The organism is Corallococcus sp. EGB (assembly GCF_019968905.1).
Classification (GTDB): domain Bacteria; phylum Myxococcota; class Myxococcia; order Myxococcales; family Myxococcaceae; genus Corallococcus.
The window spans coordinates 467,862-487,835 of record NZ_CP079946.1; the positions used below are offsets into that span (position 1 = coordinate 467,862).

Below are 19,974 nucleotides of genomic sequence, written 5' to 3' on the forward strand. Positions count from 1 at the left end.
ATCCGGCTGGAAATCCGGGAGGGAAACATGTGGAAGTGTCTGGGAGGGATTGCACTCGCGACGGGACTGATGTCCAGCTGCTACTACACCGACGAGATGCAGGGCGACGGCAACACGGTCATCGACTCGCGCGTGGCCACCAACTTCACCACCGTGGAGAACCGGGGCTCGCTGGAGGTGGTGGTCCGCGAGGGTGAGGTGCCGGACGTGAAGGTCATGCTGGATGAGAACCTCCAGCACCGCGTGCGCACCTTCGTGTCTCCGGGCAACACGCTCGTCATCGAGACGGACGGTTCGTTCGCGCCCCGGGGCCCGGCCCGGGTGGAGGTCCACGTGCCGCGCTTGCTGGGCGCGACGCAGGACGGCTCCGGCTCCCTGCGCGTGGAGGGATTCGAGCGGGTGAGGGAGCACGTGAAGCTGTTGGCCATCGGCTCCGGCTCGCTGAGGTTCTGCGGCGGGGTGCGCACCCTGGAGGCGAAGCTCAAGGGCTCCGGGAGCATGGACCTGTGCGCGGCCGGCGAGGGCCTGGCCGAGTGGGTGGACCTGTCTCAGACCGGTGCCGGGAGCCTGAGGTGGACAGGGGCCTCGAAGCAGGTGCGCACCCGGACGGATGGCGCGGGCTTCACGACGCTGACGGGAGTCACCAACCGGCTCGATGCCTGGCTGGTTGGCAGCGGCGGCATCGATGCCCAGGGGCTCCAGGCCGTGGACGCGAACATCCTGTCGGCGAGCTCGGGGCACGTCGCCGCGTACGTGGACGGGGGTGGGGCCGCCATCACGCTCGACTCGTCGGGGAACGTGGACCTGTACGGCCATGCGCTGTCGACCCAGGTGCGAGCTGGCGGCAGCGGCCGGGTCATCTGGCACTGACTAGCTTGTCCTCGACACCCGTGAACGGCGCGGGTGGGGAGGCAGGCAGGCCATGGCAGGGACCATGCGGGCGATGGTGCTCCACGCACCCGGACAGCGCCTGCGACAGGAGGAGCGCCCCATCCCGGAGCCCGGGCCGGAACAGGTGTTGCTGAAGGTGCACGCCTGCGCGGTGTGCCGCACCGACCTGCACGTGGTGGATGGGGAGCTGCCGCGCCCGAAGCTGCCGCTGGTGCCGGGCCACGAAGTCGTGGCCACGGTGGTGGACGCGGGCGCGCGCGTGGAGGGCCTCGCCCCCGGAACGCGGGTGGGCGTGCCGTGGCTGGGCTGGAGCTGCGGGAGGTGCCGCTTCTGCCGCTCCGGCCGGGAGAACCTCTGCGACACGGCGCGCTTCACCGGCTACGACATCGACGGCGGCTTCGCGGAGTACGCCGTCGCGGATGCGCGCTTCTGCTTCCCGCTGCCTGCTGCGTACAGCGACACGGAGGCCGCGCCGCTGATGTGCGCGGGGCTCATCGGCTTTCGCAGCCTGCGCATGGCGGGCGGAGGAGCGCGGCTGGGGCTGTATGGCTTTGGCGCCGCCGCGCACATCCTCATCCAGGTGGCCCGGAATCAGGAGCGCCGCGTGTATGCCTTCACGCGCGAGGGCGACGCGAAGGGGCAGGCCTTCGCACGGGAGCTGGGCGCGGAGTGGGCGGGGGGCTCGGACACGCTGCCGCCGGAGCCCCTGGACGCGGCCATCCTCTTCGCCCCCGTGGGCGCGTTGGTTCCCGCCGCGCTCAGGGCCGTGGACAAGGGCGGCGTGGTGGTGTGCGGCGGCATCCACATGAGTGACATCCCTTCCTTCCCGTACTCGCTCTTGTGGGAGGAGCGGGTGGTGCGCTCGGTGGCGAACCTCACGCGCCAGGACGCGGTGGACTTCCTGGCGCTGGCGCCGCGGGTGCCCGTGCGCACGGAGGTGCGGGTGTTTCCCCTGTCCGCCGCGAACGAGGCGCTCCAGGCCCTGCGCGAAGGCCGCGTGCGAGGCGCCGCGGTCCTGGACATGACGGCGGCGGGGGAGGGCCGCGCCGGAGCGAGTGCCCGCGCGCCTGGCTGACCGGATGCTTGGAGTGGGGGGGAATGCACAGTCTTCGCTGCACGGAGGCTGTGCACCCCATGAAAGCGCTCGAGGATACGAGGCTGTTCGCTGGCTACGACTCGGAACACCATCCGCTGGGCTCGTACGCCGCGCTCATCGGGACGTTCAGCACGTCGCTGCTCGGCTTCCTGGGATGGATGAATGCCTCGGGGAGGCGGCTGCCGGAGCGCATGGGCTGGAAGGACCTGGCGCTGTTCGGCGTGGCGACGCACACGGTGAGCCGGCTGGTGGCCATGGACCGGGTCTTCGGCGTGCTCCGGGCCCCCTTCACACGCTACGAATCCGGCAGCACCGCGGGCGAGGTGGTGGAGACCGCGCGAGGCGAAGGTCCCCGGCGCGCACTGGGCGAGCTGCTGGACTGCCCGTTCTGCCTGACGCCGTGGGTGGCGTCGGGCTTCATGATGGCGTCGACGGTGCGCCCGCGCGAGACGCGCTTCGTGGCCACCCTCTTCGCGGTCAGCGCGGCGTCCTTCTTCCTGCACCGGGCCTACGAATGGGTGGGCGAAGGGCTGCACCGCGCCCGGGCGCAGGCGCGCATCCTGGGCAAGCAGCAGAAGAAGGACGCCGACGCCGACGCGAACGTGCAGCTTCCGGGGCGTGGGCCGCAGGTCGTGGAGCCCGGCCGCGCCCCCATCCCGTCTCCGAGTTGAAGGCACTCGCGTCCAGGCCTCGCATCAGGCAATGACCGCGCGGGCCCTGTCGTAGAGAGGGGCATGCCCCTTCCCCTGCTCGTGGGCGCCCTGCTGACGGCGGCGGCTCCCTCCCTCCCCGATGCTTCCGCCGCGCGAGGGCCCTACCTCGACCGGCAGCTCACCGGCGCCGCGTACTGCTACGACCCGGAGAGCCCCTTGCTGCGCGAGGCCTTCCGCCGCCCGAAGCCCGCGCCCGATGCGCGCGTGGACAGCGCCGCGCTGGCGGAGGACGTGCGCTTCCTGCACCAGCTCCTGCGCACCACGTACTCCGGCTGGCCGGAGCTGCTCGCGCACCGCACCTTCGACCCCGATGCCTTCTTCCAGCACTGGAGCGCGAAGGTCGCCGCGTCCGGGCCCACCGTGTCCTTCCAGGAGGGCGTGCTCGCGCCCACCATCGCCATCCGCGAGGCGCTGACGGACAGCCACTTCGGCCCGTCCGGCATGCTGAACGTGCTGCGCGAGGAGCCACGGCTCGTCTTCCACGAGTACCAGGCCGACGCGCCTCCGGGGCTTCCCCTGGCGTCCTGCGACGCGAACACCGTGGACGGTGCCCAGGCGGACACGCTGCGGGTGGCGCCGGTGTTGAAGCCGGATGGCTCCCGGGGCCAGCGGCTCACCGTGTCCGCGCGCGGCGGAGGGGAGACGCGGACGCTCCAGTGCGGCGCCACGTCGGTGCCGCTCACGGTGCGCCCCGGGCTTGCGCCCCGGAAGTTCGAGCCGAAGGACACCTATACATACGAGCCGAAGGGCGACGTGGGCATCATCACCATTCGCCGCTTCTCCGGCCCACCGGAGGCCGAGGCGGGGCTGCGCCAGTTCGTCTCGGACGCGCCGAGGCACCGCAAGCACAAGCTGCTGGTGTTCGACCTCCGGGGCAACAGCGGCGGCGACGACGGCTACGTGTACGAATGGCTGGACGCGATGGTGCGCGGGCCGTGGTTCTCCTCCGGCGAGGTCTGGATGCACGGCGCCTTCTTCCCGTGCTTCCAATGGAACACCCGCGTGCAGCGGCAGGCCATGGATGGGTGGCTGGACACGCCGGAGGCGAAGGCGGAGCGTGAAGCCATTCAACCGAAGTGGCCGGTGAAGCCGGAGCCCTCGCGGCCCGTGTTCGACAGCGGCCGCGTGGAGGGCCACGCGAAGACGCCCTTCACGGGGCGCATCGTGGTGCTGGTGGACCGGGACTCCGCGTCCTCGGGAGAGAGCGGCGCATACGCCCTGCACCGCGCCACGGGAGCACCGATGGTGGGCGAGCGGACGTCGGGCTTCCTCACCTACGGCAACGCCCCCAGCTTCGTCCTGCCGCGCACGGGCTTCGCCTGGGTGGTGCCCAACAAGCGCAACTACTTCGACGCGCCCGTGGAGGGCGTGGGACACGCCGTGCAGGTGTACCTGGACGCGGAGGACATGGAGCGGCCGGTAGCGGAGCTGCTGCCTCGCTTGCGCAAGCTGCCGTGAGTCAACGTGCCCCACGCACCCGGGCGCGTGTCCCGTCATGCCCCGTCAACACGGGGCCGTTATAGGTGTCTCAGTGGGTCCCGGAGGTTGGCAGGACCCATGCAATGCCTTGAATCCACACCGGCTCCAGCACACCGGAGCCCCACCCGAGGCGGACGATGAAGCGCGCACTGCGAATCACCTACCGGGGCATGGAGACGAGCAACACCCTCAACGAGCACATCCGCGACCAGGCGGACAAGCTGGAGCAGTTCTACGACGGCATCACCGGCTGCAACGTGGTGGTGGAGGAGCCGCACCGCCACCACGCGCAAGGCCACCGCTTCCATGTCCGTGTGGAGCTGCATGTGCCGGGCAGGGACATCGTCGCGGACCGCGAGCCGGTGGAGCTCGCGGCCCACGCGGATGCCTACCAGGCCGTCACCGACGCGTTCGAGGCCGCGCGGCGCCAGCTCCAGCACCACGCGGACCGTCAGCACGCGTACCACCGCTAGTCACTGCAGGCTGACCGTGGTGCGCAGGAGCGCCAAGTACGACCAGTCGCGCGTGGGCATCTCCACGGGCGGTGTGTCGTAGTGGTTCACGTAGCCCGCGACGCCGAAGCCGAGGAAGCGCGTGGCCCACCCGTGGAACGCCACCGCGCCGCCTGTGGTGCCTCCGTGCACCACGTCCGGCGCGCCGCGGCCCAGCCACAGCCGCTCCACGCGCGCGGCCACTTCCAGTGAGCCGGCGGGGATGCCCTCCGAGCCCACGCCCGCGAGCGGCTCGGGCCACCGCGCTCCTTCGCGCGGCTTGCCGCGGAGCACCCAGGACGCCTCCACGCCCAGGCCCTGGCTGCTCATCGTGGGCAGGGCCTCGCGCGGCGTGGCCGGGTTGCCGTCCGTGTCGCGCGAGCGGTGCTCCCACGCGGCGGCGGCCTGCACGTCTACGCGCACCGGCCCCGCGTCCAGCCGCCCGTGCGCCTCCGTCACGGTGCGGTAGCCGGACACCGGAGGCGGCCGGTAGAAGAGGAAGTTCTGCGCCCCGCGCCCGCCGATGCCGGGCCGGTCGAAGGCGTCCTCCACGTGCGCGCCCGCGCCCACGCGGACGCCGCCGGAGCGCACGTCCAGGCGCGCGTCCACGGAGGGCTGGGCGTTGTCGTTGCCCAGCGGGCTGCCGGAGCCGTTGCCCACGCGCAGCCAGCCTTCTACGGGCAGCGATGCGGGCGTCCACTGCACCTCCGCGCCCAGGTCTCGGCGGGGCCAGAACGCCTGCGTCACCCGCGGCAGCTCCGGGATGGGCAGCGTCTCGATGCTCTGGTCGCGCGCGGCGGGGAACAGCGGCGTCTTCGCGTAGCCAATGGAGAAGCGCAGCCCCTCGATGACGAGGAAGTCCACGTACGCGTCCAGGAGCGCGGGCTTCTCCTGCGCCCACTCCGCCGTGCCCACGGCCACCAGCCAGGGCACGGGTTGGCCCCGGCCGCCCAGACGCAGGCGCGCCAGGCTGAAGCCGTTGTGTCCTTCGATGTCGTCGGCGTGGACGCGGTAGTCCACCTCGCTCACGAAGGTGGGGGTGAAGCGCGGGTAGTTCTCTTGCGCCTGGGCGGTTGCCGAGGCGAGCAGGGTCAGGGCGAGGACGGGAAGCGGACGGATCATTCGAGCGGGATGATGCGCAGGGTGTGGTTCGTGCCGTCTTCCGGGGTGCCGTCATGGTCGGCGATGAAGAGGCGCTTGTTCTTCGCGTCGTAGGCCAGGCCATGCGGCTGCTGGAAGCCGCCGGCCAGCACGCTGACCTCGCCCGTCTGGCGGATGCTCAGCACGGTGCCGTCGCGGCTGCCGGTGAGCAGCGTGTTGTTGGGCCCCACGGCCAACAGGTCCGGGCTGTTCAACGTGGCGAAGGCCACCAGCTGCGACGGTGCGGACAGCGGCGCGCGATACACCTTGCCCGCCAGCTGGTCGCTGATGAAGAGCGTGTCGTCCACCGCGAGCACGCCCACGGGCTTCTGGAGCGCGCCCACCACCTCCTCCTCGCTGCCCTCCAGCGTGAGGCGGGCCACGCTGCCCACGTTCACGTTGTTGTTGCGCACGAAGTAGCCGTCGTAGAGCTGCCCGTCCTGGGTGACGGTGATGCCGATGCGGCGGCGCACCGCGGGCAGCTTGGGGATGACGGCGGACGTGCCATCCGGCTTGACGTAGACGACGTCGCCCGCGGTGCCGCCACCGAAGCGCACCACCACCAGCGTGCCGTCCGACAGCCGCACCAGGCCACCCAGGCCCGGGCCGTTCGCGGGCGCCGGGGGCAGGTCCGCCACCTATCCCAGGAGGGCAGGTGGGGGAATCCGGTGCCGGACATTGACCCGGCCCTTCAGGGAGGGTGGCTGGAGACGCCCCGGCGGGACGGAGCCTCGCCGATGTCCGGCGGTGGTCGGATGCGCGCGGAGGCCTGTCTGACGTTGGACGTCCGGGGATGCAAGGATTGGCGCGGTGGAGGCGTCTGGGATTGGCTCCGCGCGCCTTTGACGGCCGTGCCATTTCCATTCGCGGGGGAACTCCATTCATGTCGCTCGACCACTACGTCACCCTGGGCCGCTCTGGCCTGCGCGTCAGCCCCTTCTGCCTGGGCGCCATGACGTTCGGCGAGGACCTGGGCTGGGGCAGCAGCGTGGAGACGTCCAACGCCATCCTGGACCGCTTCATTGAGCGAGGGGGCAACTTCATCGACACGGCGAACGCGTACACGTTCGGGCACTCGGAGAAGATCATCGGGGACCACATCGGACGGCACCCGGCGAAGCGGGACCGGGTGGTCATCGCGACCAAGTTCTTCACCAACCTGTATGAGAAGGATCCGAACGGCGGTGGCGCGGGCCGCAAGTCGGTGATGGCGGCGTGCAATGAATCGCTGCGCCGGCTCCAGACGGACTACATCGACCTGTACTGGATGCACGCCTGGGACGCGAACACGCCCATCGAGGAGACGATGCGGGCGCTGGACGACCTGGTGCGCGCCGGCAAGGTCCGCTACGTGGGCTTCTCCGACACGCCCGCGTGGAAGGTGTCGCAGGCGCAGGTGACGGCCTTCTTCCGGGGCTGGGCGCCGCTGGTGGCGTTGCAGATCGAGTACTCGCTGCTGGAGCGCACGGTGGAGGGCGAGCTCATCCCGATGGCGCGGGAGCTGGGGCTGGGCGTGACGCCGTGGTCGCCGCTGCGCAGCGGGGTGCTGAGCGGCAAGTACACGCGGGAGAACGCGGGCAAGCTGAAGGCGGACCGGGGCGCGCGGGCGGAAGGCTCGCTCAACGAGAAGACCTACCGCCTCATCGACGTGCTCCAGCGCGTGGCGAAGGAGCAGAACACCACGGTGGCGCGCGTGGCGCTGGCCTGGGTGCAGGGCCGGCCGGGCGTGGCCTCCACCATCGTGGGCGCGCGCACGCTGGAGCAGCTGGACAACAACCTGGGCGCGCTGGACGTGAAGCTCACTCCGCAGCAGGTGAAGGCGCTGGATGATGAATCCCAGCCCACGCTCAACTTCCCGGCGGCCATCCTCCAGGGCGCGCCGTCCTTCATGCACGCGGGCCTGCGCGTGAACGGAGTCCTCGGAGCGCCCAGCCCCCTGACGCCCAAGGCGGGTGCCCCGCGGTACTGATCAGCTGTGTCAACACAGGCGCTGTCGGCACACCGGCGCACAGTGTGGAGTGCGAGGCCGCACGTTTCGGGCCTCGGGCGTGGGCAAATGACCGCTGGAGCGTTCACGACAGGACGCTCGCGGTGGCGCGAACGGGGGTCGTTCCTAACATCGGCCCCCTGGCAGTGAGCGGCTGATCGGGCGGTCTGGCGCGGTATGGGCGGCGGGGAGGGTGGCGTGAGCGAGCTACTGACTGGCGATGTGTCTTCGCGGGCGCAGGTGGGCGGTTCGGACTTCTCCCGTGACCCCGAGGCCTTCGACGCGGAGCTGGATGCGTGCCTGGAGCGCGCGCTCTCCTTCGAGACGTCCGAAGAAGCGGAGCTCGTGCCGGAGTCGTTCGCGACGGGCCCGCTGCGCACGCTGCTCGACCTGGCGTCCACGGAGGAGTCCTGGTTGCAGTCGCTGCCGCCGTCCTCCAACGACAACAGGGAGCCCGCGCTCACGCTGTCCGAAGAGGCCGCGAACTTCATCATCCCGGAGTGGCTGCGCGCGGACGCGTCCCCGTCCAGCACCGCTCTGGCGTCCTTCTGCGGCGCCGTGACGACGTGGGACGCCGCGCCGCGGGCGCCCGTCTGGGCCGCGCCCGGCTCTCCGGCCGAGGCCTACGCGCCGCAGCCGTGGACGCCGTACATGCCGTACGCCCCCGTGGCACCCGAGCCTCCGCCGCCTGCCATCGCCGACGCGTCCACGCGCATCCTCGGCCTGAGCCCCATGTCCTTCGTCAGCGCCGTGGCGATGGGCGCGCTCGCCGCGGGCCTCTTCGTCGTCGCGGGCCTGCGGCTCACGGCGAAGGATGAGGCGCGGCCCACGCCGCAAGCGCAGGCGCTGGCTGCCCCCGTGGGCACGCAGGCGGGCACTCCAGGCACGCAGGGCTTCGCGGGCGCCCAGCCGGGCACCCTGGCCGCGGGGACCGCTGCTCCGGGCGTCCAGGGGCTCCCGGGCGCGTTGCCGGGCACCCAGGAGCAGCCCGCGCAGAACCTCCCGCAGGCCATCGCGGGCGGCGTGAACACGCCCGCGCTGACGGACGCGCAGCGCGCCGCGCAGGCCCTCGCGCCGAACACGCCCGTCCTCGCGGGCCCCGCGAGCGCGGGCCTGACCACCGGCCTGCACACGCTGGCCCCGGAGCCCACCGAGTCCCCGCGGCCCGCGCCGGTGACGAAGAAGAACGCCCCCGTGGCCCAGCCCGGGTCCGCGCCCGAAGCGCCCGAGGACCCGGGCGAGGTCCGCGAGCTGGCCTTCGGTGGCGAGATCTCCCAGGAGGAGCTGGCCCGCGCCGCTCAGGCCGCCGCCGCTGAACCGGAAGAGGACGAAGAGCCCGAATCCGAGCTCGACGAGGACTTCGCCCGCGAGCTGGGCTTCACCGACGACGCGAAGGCCACCGCCGCGAAGCAGACCCCGCCGGAGAAGACCGTCTACATCCCGCCTGCTCCGACCTCCGAGCGCGATCACCTCACGCCCGGCGACATCACCAACGTCGTCGTCACGAACCAGCCCGCCATCGCCACCTGCGTCCAGAACTTCAAGGCAGGCACCGCGCTGGAGAACGGCGGCCGCTTCCAGGTGCGCTGGTCCGTGGACACCACCGGCGCGGTGTCCGACGTCGCCATGGAGACCGAAGCCCTCAAGGGCTCCCCGCTCGCCGGCTGCATCGAGGACCAGGTGCGCGGCTGGAAGTTCCCGGTGCACCGCGTCGCGATGAGCGCCCCCGTGCACTTCCCCTTCGTCTTCTAGCCCGCCCCCTCACCCGCCAGGCCCACGCGAAGGGCACTGGACAGGTGAAGTATTCATTGATATGTATATACATATCCATGAATGTCGACGTCTTCCAGACCCTGGCCGACCCCACGCGCCGCCGCATCGTGGAGGCGCTGAAGGGCGGCGAGCTGTCGGTGAACGACCTGGTGGCCCGGGTGGACATCCAGCAGTCGGGGGTCTCCCGGCATCTGGGCATCCTCCAGGAGGCGGGCTTCGTCCAGGTCCGCCCCGAGGGCACGAAGCGGCTGTACTCGCTTCGCCCGGAGCCCTTTCAGGAGCTGGATGCCTGGGTCACCGGGTATCGCGGCCTGTGGGAGGCCCGGCTCGACCGGTTCGGCCAGGCGCTGGAGCGAAGACGCAAGGCACGCGCGGACAACACCCCCAAGAGCGGAGAGGAACCCCCATGACGACGACCACGACCGAGCCGCAGAAGCGCAGCACCGTCACCTTCGAGCGCACCTATCCCGCGACGCTCGACGAAGTCTGGGAGCTGTGGACGACGAAGGACGGCTTCGAGTCCTGGTGGGGCCCCGAGGGCTTCTCCGTGAAGGTGCACGAGCTGGACGCGCGCCCGGAGGGACTGCTGCGCTACGACATGATCGCCACCGCGCCGGAGCAGATCGCCTTCATGAAGCAGGCAGGCATGCCCCTCTCCAGCCCGAGCAGCCTCACGTACACGGAGCTGACGCCGAAGCGGCGGCTTTCGTATCGGCACGCGGTGGACTTCATCCCCGGCGTCACGCCGTACAGCGTCGCCACGGTGGTGGAGCTCCAGGCGAACGGCGGCACCGTGCGGATGACCGTGACCTCCGACGCCATGCACAGCGAGGAGTGGACGAAGCGGGCGTCCATGGGAATGCAGAGCCAGCTCACCAAGCTCGACAAGCGCTTCCAGCGCTAGATTGCGGCATGGCCGCGAGGGAGGAAGAAGACCCCATCGAGTTGCACCTGTGTCACCGTTGCCTGATGCGGCTGCCGGTGGATGCAGGCGGGGTGGACCTGCCGCGCCGCGTGCGCGAAGCCCTCAAGGCCCACGGCCTGGCGGACAAGACGCAGCTCATCCCCGCGTCCTGCCTGGGTCACTGCCCCACGGGGAGGGTCACCGTGCTCATCGTCCCCGACGCGACGGCGCGGGGCACGCACGCGAAGCTCATCGACCCGAAGGAGGACGGCGAGGACCTCGCGAGGCACCTGTCCGCCCGGCTCCCGACGAAAGCCGGGCCGCCTTGAGCAGCGCTTCCATCATGGGCACGCAGCTCGCGGTCCCCGTGCCGGCAATCGCATAGGCGGTGCCGTGATCCGGTGACGTGCGCGGCACCGGCAGGCCCAGCGTCACGTTCACCGTGCGCTCGAAGTCCAGCGCCTTGGCCGGGATGAGCCCCTGGTCGTGGTACATGGCCAGCACCACGTCGTACCTCGCGCCCACCTCATCCGGCCGGGCGAACAGTCCGTCCGCGGGGATGGGCCCGTGCGCGTCCACCCGCTTCGCCCGGGCGAGGCGGATGGCGGGGCCAATCACCTCCACCTCCTCGCGCCCGAGCATCCCGCCCTCGCCCGCATGCGGGTTGAGCCCCAGCACGGCGATGCGCGGCCCGCGGCCCACCACCGGCCGCAGGCTGCGCGACAGCAGTTGCAACTGCGCCACCAGCTTCTCCACCGTGAGCAGCCGGGGCAGCTCGGAGAGGGGGACGTGGTTCGTCGCCAGCGCGATCCTCACGCGAGGCCCGTCCATCATCATCAACACGTCCACGCCGAACGCGTCCGCCAGCACCTCCGTGTGGCCCATGAAAGGAATGCCGGCGCGCGAAATCTCTTCCTTGGACACGGGCGCGGTGCACAGCGCGTCCACCGTCCCCGCGCGCATCGCGTCGATGGCGGCGCGCACGTACGCGTACTGCGCCTTGCCGCCCTCGCGCGTGGGCTTGCCCGGCACGCGGTGCTTCGCCGGAAGGTGCGTCACCTCCACCACCGCTGGCCCCTCCGTGCGGCCCAGGTCCTCCAGGGCGACCCGAGGGAAGCGGCGGAAGAGGGGGAAGCCCTCCAGCGTGGGCCCGTCGCCGAACACCACCGGCACCAGCGCGCGGCGCACCGCGGGCTTGGAGAGCGCCCGGGCCGTCACCTCCGGCCCGATGCCCGACACGTCCCCCAGCGAGATGCCCACGCGGGGCCGCGCGTCCGCGGTGGCCACGGGACGCGGGCTCACATCTTCACTTCGACGTTGGCCTTCGAGCGCAGCTCCTGGACGTACTGGTCCAGGAACTTCTCCGTCTTCTCGTTGAGGAGCTTGGCCTCCAGCTTGGGCTTCATCTCCTCGAAGGAGGCCACCGCCACGTTGCGGCGCTCCTCCACCTTCAGGACGTGCCAGCCGAAGTTGGTGCGGATGGGCTCGCTGACCTCGCCCTCCTTGAGGTTGAAGGCGGCCTTCTCGAAGGCGGGCACCATCACGCCGCGCTTGAAGTAGCCCAGGTCTCCGCCGTCCGACGCGCTGGGGCCCTCGCTGCGGGCGCGCGCCAGGGCCGCGAAGTCCATGCCCGGCCGGCGGGCCTCCTGCGCGATGTTCTCCGCCTTCTGCTTCGCGGCGGCCACCTGCTCCGGCGTGGCCTTGGCGTCCACCTGCACCAGGATGTGGCGGGCGTGCACCTCCACGTCCTCGTTCTCCAGGCGCGAGTACTGCGTGTACGCGGCCTTGAGGTCCTCCTCGGTGACCTTCACCTTGGGGCCCACCTTCATGCGCAGCAGCTTGTCGCGCACCACGCGCTTGCGGAGCATGTCCTTGTAGCTGGCGAGCGTGAAGCCCTCGTTCTTGAGCAGCTGCTCGAACTGGCTCATGTCGCTGACGTTGTTCTGCTTGAGCACGTCCTGCACCAGCTCATCCACCTCCGCCTCGCTGGTGGTGATGCCCAGCTGCTGGACCTCCGCCTCCATCAGCTTCTCGCCGATGAGCGTGTCCAGCGCGCTCTTCATCAGCTGCGCGCGGGCCTCGGCGCGCTTGTGCGGATCGATCTCGGAGTTGACCCGCTGGAGCTCCGGCGCGGCGCGCTGCTGCACCTCCGACAGCGGGATGATGTCGCGGTTCACCACCGCCGCCACCTTGTCCACCAGCTCCGCGCGGGCGGACGTCGCCCCCGTGAAGAGCATCACCGCCGCCAGGAACGCCACCAGGTTCTTCATCGCAACGACCCTCTTGCTCCAAACGCCGGAAGCCCAACCCACCAGCTCCCGGAAAAGTCCTTCACTTCGCCGCCGCCTGCGGCGCCGGCCGCCCGCGGATGGTCTGCAGCGTGGCCTCGTTCACCACCACCTGGGCCTTGTCGCGCAGCTCCTTCTCGAACGCCTCCTGCGCCTCCGCCCGCTTGGCCTCCAGCAGGCGTGCCTCCACCTTCGCGCGAACCTCCGCCAGCTCCCGCTTCCTCGCCGACCTGCGCTCCAGCACCTTGAACAGGTGGTAGCCGTACTCCGTGGACACCACGTCCGAAACCTGCCCCACCCCCAGCTTGAATACCACCTCGTCGAAGGCTGGCGGCATCTGTCCTCGGGGGAAGAAGCCCAGGTCGCCTCCCACCTTGGCGTCCGCGCTGAGCGAGTAGCGCCGGGCGAGGTCGGAGAACTTCTTGCCCGCCTTGAGCTGCACCTGGAGCTTGCGCGCCTCGTCCAGCCCCTTCACCACCATCTGCGCCGCGTGGACCTCCTCCGGCTCCTGGAAGTCCGCCTCGTGCGCCGCGTAGTACGCGCGCAGCTCCTCCTCCGTCACCGCCACGCGCGAATAGACGTGGTGGGTGAAGAGCTTCTCGATGGTGAGCCGGCTCGCCTCCCGCGCGCGCAGCTCCGCCATGGACAGCTGCCCCTGGGCGAGCACCTCGTTGAAGTTGCCCGCCGGGTAGTCGCCCGACAGCCGCAGCACGCCCCGGTCCACCTCTTCGGGCGTCACGGCGATGTTGTTCTGCTTCGCGGCCTGGAGGAGCAGCATCCGCTTCACCAACGTGTCCACGAGCGCCCGCTTGAAGGGCTCCACCTCCTCGGGCGTGGGCTCCGGGCCCTCCGTGGTGGCCAGCTCCCGCGCCAGCTCCTGTTCGAAATCCGCCCGGCTGAGCGACTCGCCGTTCACGCTGGCCACGACCGTGGGGTCCGGCCCCTCCTGGGTCTGCGGCCGGCAGCCCGTCAGCCCCAGCACACCCAGGGCGATGCCCAGGGTGGCGATGACGGACCATGACATCGGGGAGGCGCGGAAGAGGGCGGGGCGCATGCGCGGAGGCCTCAAGGGAGGGGACAGGGGACCTGCCACGGTGATGCCGGGCCGCCGGGCTTTCAAGCGGGACGTCACGGCCGGGGTGGGAAGCGAACGGATGGGCCCATAGCGGCCTTCCGGGTAGCACGCCGTGAGGGCCCGGACAACCGGCGCTCCGGCGCGTGCCGGGCTCCGGTCAGACGGGCGTGGCGTGGGTGGACAGGAAGGCCTCCACCTGGGGGAAGATTTCATCCGGCGCCTTGCGGCCCAGGATGAGGTCCGCGTGGCCGTAGTCCGCCGCGAAGCCGTGGCCCCGGCCCGCGACCAGCATCTTCACCGGGCCGCCCAGGTGGTCCTTGGCCCGGGCCACCGCCATGGGCGGCGCGAGCAGGTCCCGGCTGCCGGCGATGAGCAGGAAGGGCACCTTCACCCCGGCGAGCGGCTCGCGGTAGTCGAAGCTGCCGTCATGGTTGGTGAACTGGCTGGTGATGATCCACCGGGCGAACTGCCGCCCCACGCCCCCGGACACATCCGCGGGCACGTTGGCGAGCGCCCAGCGCACCACCTGCGGATCCATGTTGTCCGCCAGCATCATGTACCGCGTGAGCGGCCCCGGCGGCGCCCCGAAGAAGGCGATGCTGGTGACGCGCCGGGTGGGGATGACCTTGAGCTTGAGCAGGGGCTCCATCCGCTGCACGAACTGCCGCAGGCCCGGCTGCACCGCGAAGGTGAAGGGGGCGCCCAGGGACACGGCCGCCCTCACGGGCGCCTGGGGGTTCCTGGCCAGGTGGGCGTAGAGCATCAGGCCGCCCTTGGAGTGGCCCACCCAGAGCACCTGCTGGGCACCGGTGGACATCACCGTGCGCAAGGCCGTTCTCACGTCGTGCTCGGCCTGGTCGTCGAAGTTCCAGTCCGAGCAGGCCCCGGCGAGCCCCCGGCCGCGCAGCTCGATGACCCAGGTCTCGAACCCCGCCCGCGCCAGGTAGCGCGCCAGGCTGTACTGCTCGTTGAAGTCCATGTGGAAGCGGTTGGCTCCCAGCCCATGGCACAGGAGGACGGGCTCCGCGAACCGGCGCTCGCCCCGAGGGTGGTAGCGCCCCAGCGCGATGGCCGCCCCGTCGTCCGTGGGCACCCGGTACAGCTCGTCCGGCTTGAAGGTGAGGGTGAGCAACCCCTCCTTGCTCCGCTCCACCGCCTTGGTGAAGAGGTCCGCCATCCGGCTCAACCGGGGTGCTGTGGCCTGTCGTGCTGTCACGCTTCTCAGTCTACGCCCGACACATGGCCGTTGCCGGAGTGTCGCACGTGAACCTCTCCCGAACGGCAGGACAGTTGCAGGGGATGTGGGTCCATCGCGGGGAGGTCGTGGAAATGGTGCAGGGCCGGGCTTTCAGGGAAGTTTTGTCGTCCTTCATCGCCACAGTTTTTCCCACAGACACACTGCTGGGAGCCCTGAAGGTGATGGAGCGGTATCACGTGCAGGTGGTGGGGGTGGTGGGGGCAGGGGGCAGTCTGGTGGGCGTGGTGCACGAGACGCAGGTCCTGGCGGGGTGGCGGACGGATCCGCTGGCGCAGGTGTCGGACGTGATGGCGCGCGTTCGCAAGACGCACGCGGTCCGCACGCGGACGCGGCGGCTGGCGCGCCTGCACGGCAAGCCAGGGAGTTGGCAGAAGCCTTCCTGAAGGGCGTGGTCCTGGCGGTAGAGTGGGGGCGCCGTGCCGGAAGCCCCTGCCACCGCCTGGACCGTGTACATGCTGCGCTGCCGGGACGGCACGCTCTACACGGGGGCCACCAACAACCTGGAGCGCCGCCTGGCCACGCACGGCCGGGGCAAGGGCGCCGCGTACACGCGGGCCCGGCTGCCGGTGACGCTGGTGTGGAGCGAGCCTGCCCCGGACCGGAGCGCCGCCCTGCGCCGCGAGGCCGCCATCAAGCGGCTCACGCGCGCGGACAAGCTGAGGCTGTTCTCGCTGCGTCCGAGCAGGCGTTGACGCACGTCCCGCCGGCTTGTTTGCGAGGTGGCTCCATTTCAGGGGCGCGGGATGCGCGCGGCGCGACAGTTGGCGCGGGGCACGTCAGTGTTTCATCGCCTGCTGATGAAACGGCCGGGGCCGCCGGGCGGGTGTACGGGACGCCGGGTGCCGAATTAGGGTGTAGCCGTTCCTAGCAGGGGGAGTTTCATGTCGCGTTCTCGCTCGTTCATGTTCGTCTTGCTTGCATTGGGTCTGGGAGGCGCGGGGTGCGGCCAGCCCAACCACCAGCCCGTCATCATCGCCGGACCGCGCCCGCTGGGCTCCCCGTCCACGCCGGGCGGTCTCCAGTTCGAGGAGGGCACCGTCATCCAGCTCCAATTGGAGGTGACGGACGCGGACAACGACGAAATCTACTACCGCTGGACCCAGAACCCCACGAACGCGGGCGGCGTCTTCAGCGACCCCAACATCGCCACGCCCACCTGGACGGCGCCGAAGCCGCTGGATGATCCGCACCAGCCCATCTACCTCTACGTGGAGGTGGAGGACCGCAACGGCGGCGTGCTGCTGGGCCAGTCGCCGCCGCTCTTCATCCTGCCGAAGCAGTAGCGCCGGGCATCAGGTGGCGGTGGCCGCGGGCGGCGTCGCGCCCGGGCGCTTCGCGCGGCTCCGGGCGCGCACGGCGAAGATGATGGCGGCCACCAGCCCCACGCCCGCGCCAATGCCCGCGCCCAGCAGCTGCGAGTGCATCAGTGAGGACGTCACGTTGCGCACCACCTCCGGCAGGTTGCACATGGTCTGCGTGGCGAGCGGCGTGCTGTTGTTCCACTCGATGTAGGAGGGAGCGGTCAGCGACGCGACGAAGGTGCCCAGCAGCGTGCCGGCCAGGATGAAGATGAGGAACGTCTTGAGCATGGCCATGGCGGGACCTCCTTGGAGGGTGGGCGGCGGGCCGTCCTTAGTATGAGCACGCCCGCCGCGAAAGGGGCGAAGGCGTGCTAAGGGGGCGGGTGTGCCGCTCCTGCCACTCGCCATCCTGTTCGGGGTCGTCTCGCTCGTGTGCGCGGCCCTCCTGCTGACGCACGCCTTCCGCCGCAGTGTGGGCACCGGGGTGATGGTGCTGCTCATCCCCTGCTACATGCTGGTGTACGCGTTCAGCCAGTTCGAGCACCCGCGCAAGAACCTCATCGTCGCGGGCTTCGTGGCCAGCACCGTGCTGGCGGCGGTGTTCCTGGGCATGGGCGCGCACGGCATCGCGGCGGCGGTGGCCCGCACGCCGCCCCCCGGCTTCTAATCCGGGGCATGAACGGAGCCGCCCCCAGCCCCATGGCTGCCCACTGTGGCCGGCATCCAGACGTGGTGGCGGTGGCCCTCTGTGCACGCTGCGGCGGCTACGTGTGCGGCGCGTGCACGGAGGTGGTCTGGGAGATGGCGTACTGCGCGCCCTGCGCGGAGCGCCACCAGCGGGACACGCGCCCGTCGCCCGCGGTGCGGCTGGCGCTGGGGGCCAACCTCCTGGGCCTCCTCTGCGCGCCGGTGGTGCCTCTCTTGTCGGTGTCGAGACAGATCGCGCCGCCGCTGCTGCTGACGTGGACGTTCGCCGCGGCGGTGGCGGGCACCGTCATCTCCACCTGGAAGATACGGCGCCACACGGAGCTGGGGGACCAGGGCTTCGCCATCGTGCTGCGCGTCCTGTCCGCGCTGAGCCTCCTGGGGCACCTCCTGGTGCTGGGCGCGTTCATGGCGCTGGGGCGCCACGGCCGCTGAAGGCCGTGCGCATTACACGCCGCGCGCGTTGGGGTCCCAGAGGTACTTGTGCATCTGGAGCTGGAAGCGCACCGGCAGCCGGTCCTCGATGATCCACTCCGCCAGCTCGCGCGGGTGGAGCTTGTCGAAGATGGTGGAGAACAGGACGCCGTACGGCTTCTGCCCCAGGTGGTGCTCGCGCACGAGCGCGCGTGACCACTCGTAGTCCTCGCGCGAGCCGATGACGATCTTCAGCTCGTCATTGGCGTTCATGGACGTGAGGTTGCGGTAGTCGTTGCGGTCGCACTCGCCGGAGGACGGCGTCTTCATGTCCACGATCTTGTGGACGGCCGGGGGCACGAGCCGCACGTCGATGGCGCCGCTCGTCTCCAGGAGCACCTTGAGGCCCGCGTCCAGCAGTGACTCCATCAGCGGATACACGCCGGGCTGGAGCAGGGGCTCGCCGCCCGTCACCTCCACGGTGGGCGTGTTCCAGGCGAGCACCTTCTGGACGACCTCCGCGTTCTTCATGCGGCTGCCGCCGTGGAAGGCGAACTCACTGTCGCAGTACGAGCACCGCAGGTGGCAGCCGGTGAGGCGGATGAAGCCGCACAGCATGCCGGCGTGGGACGATTCGCCCTGGAGGGAGAGATAGAGTTCCTTCACCACGACGGAGTCAGCGGTGGGGACGCGGCGGGGCTCGATGTGCGGGCGTGCGGCAGGCATGGCGTGCGGTGCGAAGGGGTGCATCAAGCGCACCCTTGGGGGGACGGGGTCAAGTCCGGCGGGCCTTCACCCGGTCGATGAAGGTATCGATGAGGTGGCGCGCGATGCTCAGGCGGGGCGGGATGCGCGGCAGGTCATCCACGCCGAACCAGCGCGCCTCGGCGATCTCCTTGCCGTCCACGGCGATGTCGCCGCCCGCGTACTCGGCCATGAAGCCCACCATCAGCGAGCGGCCGAACGGCCACGGCTGGCTGCCGAAGTAGATGACGTCCTTCAGCTCCACGCCCACCTCCTCCTTCACCTCGCGCCGCACGGTCTCCTCCAGCGACTCGCCGGGATCCACGAAGCCGGCCACGGTGCTGAAGAAGGGCTCCGGGAAGGACGCGTTGCGCGCGAGCAGCATCTCATCACCCCGGGTGATGAGGACGATGACCGCCGGAGAGATGCGCGGGTAGAACGGAGTGTGGTCCACCGGGCAGCGGCGCGCGCGTTCCCCGGGCACCAGATGCGTGGCCGTGCCGCACTTGCCGCAGAATCGGTGGTTCAGGTCCCACTCGGCGATGGAGAGCGCGCGTCCGGCCACGGCGAACGTCGCCTCATCCACCTGCTTGTAGAGCGAGCGGGCGGGCACGAACTTCATCCCGTCCGGCGGCGCGAAGTCCCCGGGCACGGGCGCGGCGTAGCAGTCGATTTCGTCCAGCACGCCCAGGAAGTGGGCGCCGGACGCGGTCTGGGGAAGGACCGAGCCGCGGGGCAGCTCGAGGCGGCCATCGCGTTCCGACACGAGCAGGTCCATGCCGCGCGCGGCGAACAGGAGCGCGGAGTCGCGCGAGCGAGCGGGCGGGTCGTATCCGGGCTGGAAGCGTTGGAGGAGGCTCACGGGGCCACCTTAACGGACGGCGCGGCGGGGCGCCGCGCGCTATGCTCCGGCCGCCCGCCACCGGGCACTGCCCGCCTTGGGAGCCTTCGACCTTGAACGCCCTCATCCTCCGCATCGTGTGCGGCCTGCTCTTCGCCGGAATGGTGCTGGGCGTGGTGCTCCATCCGCCGAAGGACCTCACGCAGGGGCTGGGCATGATGATGCCCCTGACCATGCTGCTGGGCGTGGCGCTGAAGGGGCCGAAGGGGCGCTCCACGATTCCGAAGAAGCGCTCGCCTCCGCCGCCCGTGTCCGGCGGAACGCCCGGCGTCTGAAGCCTCAGTAGACGTTCATCAGCTCCACGTCGAAGACGAGCACGGCGTCGCTGGGGATGACGGGCGGGGAGCCGCGCGAGCCGTAGCCCAGGTCCGAAGGGATGACGAGCTTGCGCTTGCCGCCCACGCGCATGCCGACGAGCCCCTCGTCCCAACCCTTGATGACCTGACCCCGGCCCACCACGAAGTCGAAGGGTTGGCTGCGCGAGCGGCTGCTGTCGAACATGGAGCCATCCGGCAGCCAGCCCGTGTAGTGGACGAGCACATAGCTGCCACTGACAGCCTCCTTGCCGGTGCCCACGACGAGGTCCTGCGTGTAGAGCCCGGAGTCACTCTTGTTCATCGCGGACAGGTTCACGCCCAGGGACTCGGCGTAGGTCACCTTCGCGGGGTCACCGGAGGAGGAGTCACCACAGCCAGCCAGGGCCAGCACCGCGCACAGCAGAAGGGAACGAAGCATGGCCCGCAGCCTGCCGCGCGCGAGCCCTGTGGGGAAGGGGGGCCCGCACCCACAGCCTGCCCGCTTGAGCGGAGGCTGC

Annotated in this window: 26 protein-coding genes; 16 read left to right on the forward strand and 10 right to left on the reverse strand. The window is 70.8% G+C overall.

Going from position 1 to position 19,974, the window contains the following annotated elements:
• The first annotated feature begins 27 nt into the window (after positions 1 to 27).
• From KYK13_RS02010 to KYK13_RS02030, 5 genes are all read left to right on the forward strand, one after another.
• A complete protein-coding gene (locus tag KYK13_RS02010; protein WP_223641483.1) occupies positions 28 to 870 on the forward strand; it encodes a GIN domain-containing protein in 843 nt (280 codons plus the stop codon).
• A gap of 52 nt (positions 871 to 922) precedes the next feature.
• Positions 923 to 1,966, forward strand: coding sequence for a zinc-dependent alcohol dehydrogenase family protein (locus KYK13_RS02015; protein ID WP_223641485.1), 1,044 nt, complete (start codon positions 923 to 925; stop codon positions 1,964 to 1,966).
• 59 nt (positions 1,967 to 2,025) lie between these two features.
• The gene (locus KYK13_RS02020) at positions 2,026 to 2,658 is read left to right on the forward strand and encodes a DUF1360 domain-containing protein (RefSeq protein ID WP_223641487.1); all 633 of its coding nucleotides are present in this window, start codon (positions 2,026 to 2,028) and stop codon (positions 2,656 to 2,658) included.
• Between the two features lie 63 nt (positions 2,659 to 2,721).
• The gene (locus KYK13_RS02025) at positions 2,722 to 4,158 is read left to right on the forward strand and encodes a S41 family peptidase (RefSeq protein ID WP_223641489.1); all 1,437 of its coding nucleotides are present in this window, start codon (positions 2,722 to 2,724) and stop codon (positions 4,156 to 4,158) included.
• Between the two features lie 158 nt (positions 4,159 to 4,316).
• A complete protein-coding gene (locus KYK13_RS02030) occupies positions 4,317 to 4,652 on the forward strand; it encodes an HPF/RaiA family ribosome-associated protein (protein ID WP_223641491.1) in 336 nt (111 codons plus the stop codon).
• Here KYK13_RS02030 and KYK13_RS02035 read toward each other — a convergent pair whose 3' ends face one another.
• A complete protein-coding gene (locus KYK13_RS02035; RefSeq protein WP_223641494.1) occupies positions 4,653 to 5,792 on the reverse strand; it encodes an OprO/OprP family phosphate-selective porin in 1,140 nt (379 codons plus the stop codon). It lies immediately after the preceding gene.
• Positions 5,789 to 6,448 (reverse strand): hypothetical protein, encoded by a 660-nt coding sequence (locus tag KYK13_RS02040; RefSeq protein ID WP_223641497.1) that lies wholly within the window; start codon positions 6,446 to 6,448, stop codon positions 5,789 to 5,791. The genes KYK13_RS02035 and KYK13_RS02040 overlap by 4 nt, the downstream gene beginning before the upstream one ends.
• A 245-nt stretch (positions 6,449 to 6,693) precedes the next feature.
• On the opposite strand from KYK13_RS02040, the gene KYK13_RS02045 reads away from it, so the two are divergent.
• The 5 genes from KYK13_RS02045 to KYK13_RS02065 all read left to right on the forward strand — a co-directional run bounded on the left by KYK13_RS02045 (position 6,694) and on the right by KYK13_RS02065 (position 10,803).
• Entirely contained in the window at positions 6,694 to 7,779 is a 1,086-nt protein-coding gene (locus KYK13_RS02045; protein ID WP_223641499.1) for an aldo/keto reductase, read from the forward strand.
• 216 nt (positions 7,780 to 7,995) lie between these two features.
• Entirely contained in the window at positions 7,996 to 9,549 is a 1,554-nt protein-coding gene (locus KYK13_RS02050; RefSeq protein ID WP_223641502.1) for an AgmX/PglI C-terminal domain-containing protein, read from the forward strand.
• A gap of 77 nt (positions 9,550 to 9,626) precedes the next feature.
• Entirely contained in the window at positions 9,627 to 9,980 is a 354-nt protein-coding gene (locus KYK13_RS02055) for a helix-turn-helix transcriptional regulator (protein WP_223641505.1), read from the forward strand.
• Positions 9,977 to 10,474: an SRPBCC domain-containing protein gene (locus KYK13_RS02060; RefSeq protein ID WP_223641508.1), complete on the forward strand. Its 498-nt coding sequence runs from the start codon at positions 9,977 to 9,979 to the stop codon at positions 10,472 to 10,474. The genes KYK13_RS02055 and KYK13_RS02060 overlap by 4 nt, the downstream gene beginning before the upstream one ends.
• A gap of 8 nt (positions 10,475 to 10,482) precedes the next feature.
• Entirely contained in the window at positions 10,483 to 10,803 is a 321-nt protein-coding gene (locus KYK13_RS02065) for a hypothetical protein (protein ID WP_223641511.1), read from the forward strand.
• On the opposite strand, the gene pdxA is transcribed toward KYK13_RS02065, so the two are convergent.
• From pdxA to KYK13_RS02085, 4 genes are all read right to left on the reverse strand, one after another.
• A complete protein-coding gene (gene pdxA / locus KYK13_RS02070; RefSeq protein WP_223641513.1) occupies positions 10,724 to 11,776 on the reverse strand; it encodes a 4-hydroxythreonine-4-phosphate dehydrogenase PdxA in 1,053 nt (350 codons plus the stop codon). The two genes, KYK13_RS02065 and pdxA, sit on opposite strands and share 80 nt — an antisense overlap.
• Positions 11,773 to 12,744: a peptidylprolyl isomerase gene (locus tag KYK13_RS02075; protein ID WP_223641515.1), complete on the reverse strand. Its 972-nt coding sequence runs from the start codon at positions 12,742 to 12,744 to the stop codon at positions 11,773 to 11,775. Before KYK13_RS02075 ends, pdxA begins: the two co-directional genes overlap by 4 nt.
• Positions 12,745 to 12,805: 61 nt before the next feature.
• Complete coding sequence (locus tag KYK13_RS02080; RefSeq protein WP_223641517.1) at positions 12,806 to 13,816, reverse strand: peptidyl-prolyl cis-trans isomerase; 1,011 nt, start codon at positions 13,814 to 13,816, stop codon at positions 12,806 to 12,808.
• Positions 13,817 to 13,994: 178 nt separating this feature from the next.
• Positions 13,995 to 15,014 (reverse strand): alpha/beta hydrolase, encoded by a 1,020-nt coding sequence (locus KYK13_RS02085; protein ID WP_223641519.1) that lies wholly within the window; start codon positions 15,012 to 15,014, stop codon positions 13,995 to 13,997.
• Between the two features lie 152 nt (positions 15,015 to 15,166).
• On the opposite strand from KYK13_RS02085, the gene KYK13_RS02090 reads away from it, so the two are divergent.
• From KYK13_RS02090 to KYK13_RS02100, 3 genes are all read left to right on the forward strand, one after another.
• Entirely contained in the window at positions 15,167 to 15,478 is a 312-nt protein-coding gene (locus KYK13_RS02090) for a CBS domain-containing protein (protein WP_223646480.1), read from the forward strand.
• A 69-nt stretch (positions 15,479 to 15,547) separates the two neighbouring features.
• A complete protein-coding gene (locus KYK13_RS02095) occupies positions 15,548 to 15,787 on the forward strand; it encodes a GIY-YIG nuclease family protein (protein ID WP_223646483.1) in 240 nt (79 codons plus the stop codon).
• Between the two features lie 189 nt (positions 15,788 to 15,976).
• The gene (locus tag KYK13_RS02100) at positions 15,977 to 16,378 is read left to right on the forward strand and encodes a hypothetical protein (protein ID WP_223641521.1); all 402 of its coding nucleotides are present in this window, start codon (positions 15,977 to 15,979) and stop codon (positions 16,376 to 16,378) included.
• A 9-nt stretch (positions 16,379 to 16,387) separates the two neighbouring features.
• Here the strand turns inward: KYK13_RS02100 and KYK13_RS02105 are convergent, their stop codons facing one another.
• On the reverse strand, positions 16,388 to 16,690 hold the full coding sequence (locus KYK13_RS02105; protein WP_223641523.1) for a hypothetical protein: 303 nt from the start codon (positions 16,688 to 16,690) through the stop codon (positions 16,388 to 16,390).
• A 91-nt stretch (positions 16,691 to 16,781) separates the two neighbouring features.
• On the opposite strand from KYK13_RS02105, the gene KYK13_RS02110 reads away from it, so the two are divergent.
• Positions 16,782 to 17,063 carry a hypothetical protein gene (locus KYK13_RS02110; protein ID WP_223641525.1) on the forward strand — a complete coding sequence of 94 codons (282 nt, stop codon included), beginning with the start codon at positions 16,782 to 16,784 and terminating at the stop codon, positions 17,061 to 17,063.
• 32 nt (positions 17,064 to 17,095) lie between these two features.
• Entirely contained in the window at positions 17,096 to 17,536 is a 441-nt protein-coding gene (locus KYK13_RS02115) for a hypothetical protein (protein WP_223641527.1), read from the forward strand.
• Between the two features lie 12 nt (positions 17,537 to 17,548).
• Here the strand turns inward: KYK13_RS02115 and KYK13_RS02120 are convergent, their stop codons facing one another.
• Both KYK13_RS02120 and nudC read right to left on the reverse strand, forming a co-directional pair.
• Positions 17,549 to 18,241 carry a radical SAM protein gene (locus KYK13_RS02120; RefSeq protein WP_223641529.1) on the reverse strand — a complete coding sequence of 231 codons (693 nt, stop codon included), beginning with the start codon at positions 18,239 to 18,241 and terminating at the stop codon, positions 17,549 to 17,551.
• A gap of 49 nt (positions 18,242 to 18,290) precedes the next feature.
• Positions 18,291 to 19,121, reverse strand: a complete 831-nt coding sequence (nudC, locus tag KYK13_RS02125; RefSeq protein WP_223641531.1) for an NAD(+) diphosphatase — start codon at positions 19,119 to 19,121, stop codon at positions 18,291 to 18,293.
• Positions 19,122 to 19,213: 92 nt separating this feature from the next.
• On the opposite strand from nudC, the gene KYK13_RS02130 reads away from it, so the two are divergent.
• Complete coding sequence (locus tag KYK13_RS02130; RefSeq protein ID WP_223641533.1) at positions 19,214 to 19,435, forward strand: hypothetical protein; 222 nt, start codon at positions 19,214 to 19,216, stop codon at positions 19,433 to 19,435.
• A gap of 4 nt (positions 19,436 to 19,439) precedes the next feature.
• On the opposite strand, the gene KYK13_RS02135 is transcribed toward KYK13_RS02130, so the two are convergent.
• Complete coding sequence (locus tag KYK13_RS02135) at positions 19,440 to 19,895, reverse strand: FKBP-type peptidyl-prolyl cis-trans isomerase (protein ID WP_223641535.1); 456 nt, start codon at positions 19,893 to 19,895, stop codon at positions 19,440 to 19,442.
• Between the last annotated feature and the right edge of the window lie 79 nt (positions 19,896 to 19,974).

Excerpts from the sequence above, each read along its gene's own strand:
- KYK13_RS02010 (WP_223641483.1), top strand. The coding sequence starts at position 28 with ATGTGGAAGTGTCTGGGAGGGATTGCACTCGCGACGGGACTGATGTCC.
- KYK13_RS02015 (WP_223641485.1), top strand. The coding sequence starts at position 923 with ATGGCAGGGACCATGCGGGCGATGGTGCTCCACGCACCCGGACAGCGC.
- KYK13_RS02020 (WP_223641487.1), top strand. The coding sequence starts at position 2,026 with ATGAAAGCGCTCGAGGATACGAGGCTGTTCGCTGGCTACGACTCGGAA.
- KYK13_RS02025 (WP_223641489.1), top strand. The coding sequence starts at position 2,722 with ATGCCCCTTCCCCTGCTCGTGGGCGCCCTGCTGACGGCGGCGGCTCCC.
- KYK13_RS02030 (WP_223641491.1), top strand. The coding sequence starts at position 4,317 with ATGAAGCGCGCACTGCGAATCACCTACCGGGGCATGGAGACGAGCAAC.
- KYK13_RS02035 (WP_223641494.1), bottom strand. The coding sequence starts at position 5,792 with ATGATCCGTCCGCTTCCCGTCCTCGCCCTGACCCTGCTCGCCTCGGCA.
- KYK13_RS02045 (WP_223641499.1), top strand. The coding sequence starts at position 6,694 with ATGTCGCTCGACCACTACGTCACCCTGGGCCGCTCTGGCCTGCGCGTC.
- KYK13_RS02055 (WP_223641505.1), top strand. The coding sequence starts at position 9,627 with ATGAATGTCGACGTCTTCCAGACCCTGGCCGACCCCACGCGCCGCCGC.
- KYK13_RS02060 (WP_223641508.1), top strand. The coding sequence starts at position 9,977 with ATGACGACGACCACGACCGAGCCGCAGAAGCGCAGCACCGTCACCTTC.
- KYK13_RS02065 (WP_223641511.1), top strand. The coding sequence starts at position 10,483 with ATGGCCGCGAGGGAGGAAGAAGACCCCATCGAGTTGCACCTGTGTCAC.
- KYK13_RS02075 (WP_223641515.1), bottom strand. The coding sequence starts at position 12,744 with ATGAAGAACCTGGTGGCGTTCCTGGCGGCGGTGATGCTCTTCACGGGG.
- KYK13_RS02080 (WP_223641517.1), bottom strand. The coding sequence starts at position 13,816 with ATGCGCCCCGCCCTCTTCCGCGCCTCCCCGATGTCATGGTCCGTCATC.
- KYK13_RS02085 (WP_223641519.1), bottom strand. The coding sequence starts at position 15,014 with ATGGCGGACCTCTTCACCAAGGCGGTGGAGCGGAGCAAGGAGGGGTTG.
- KYK13_RS02090 (WP_223646480.1), top strand. The coding sequence starts at position 15,167 with ATGGTGCAGGGCCGGGCTTTCAGGGAAGTTTTGTCGTCCTTCATCGCC.
- KYK13_RS02095 (WP_223646483.1), top strand. The coding sequence starts at position 15,548 with ATGCTGCGCTGCCGGGACGGCACGCTCTACACGGGGGCCACCAACAAC.
- KYK13_RS02100 (WP_223641521.1), top strand. The coding sequence starts at position 15,977 with ATGTCGCGTTCTCGCTCGTTCATGTTCGTCTTGCTTGCATTGGGTCTG.
- KYK13_RS02105 (WP_223641523.1), bottom strand. The coding sequence starts at position 16,690 with ATGGCCATGCTCAAGACGTTCCTCATCTTCATCCTGGCCGGCACGCTG.
- KYK13_RS02115 (WP_223641527.1), top strand. The coding sequence starts at position 17,096 with ATGGCTGCCCACTGTGGCCGGCATCCAGACGTGGTGGCGGTGGCCCTC.
- KYK13_RS02120 (WP_223641529.1), bottom strand. The coding sequence starts at position 18,241 with ATGCCTGCCGCACGCCCGCACATCGAGCCCCGCCGCGTCCCCACCGCT.
- KYK13_RS02135 (WP_223641535.1), bottom strand. The coding sequence starts at position 19,895 with ATGCTTCGTTCCCTTCTGCTGTGCGCGGTGCTGGCCCTGGCTGGCTGT.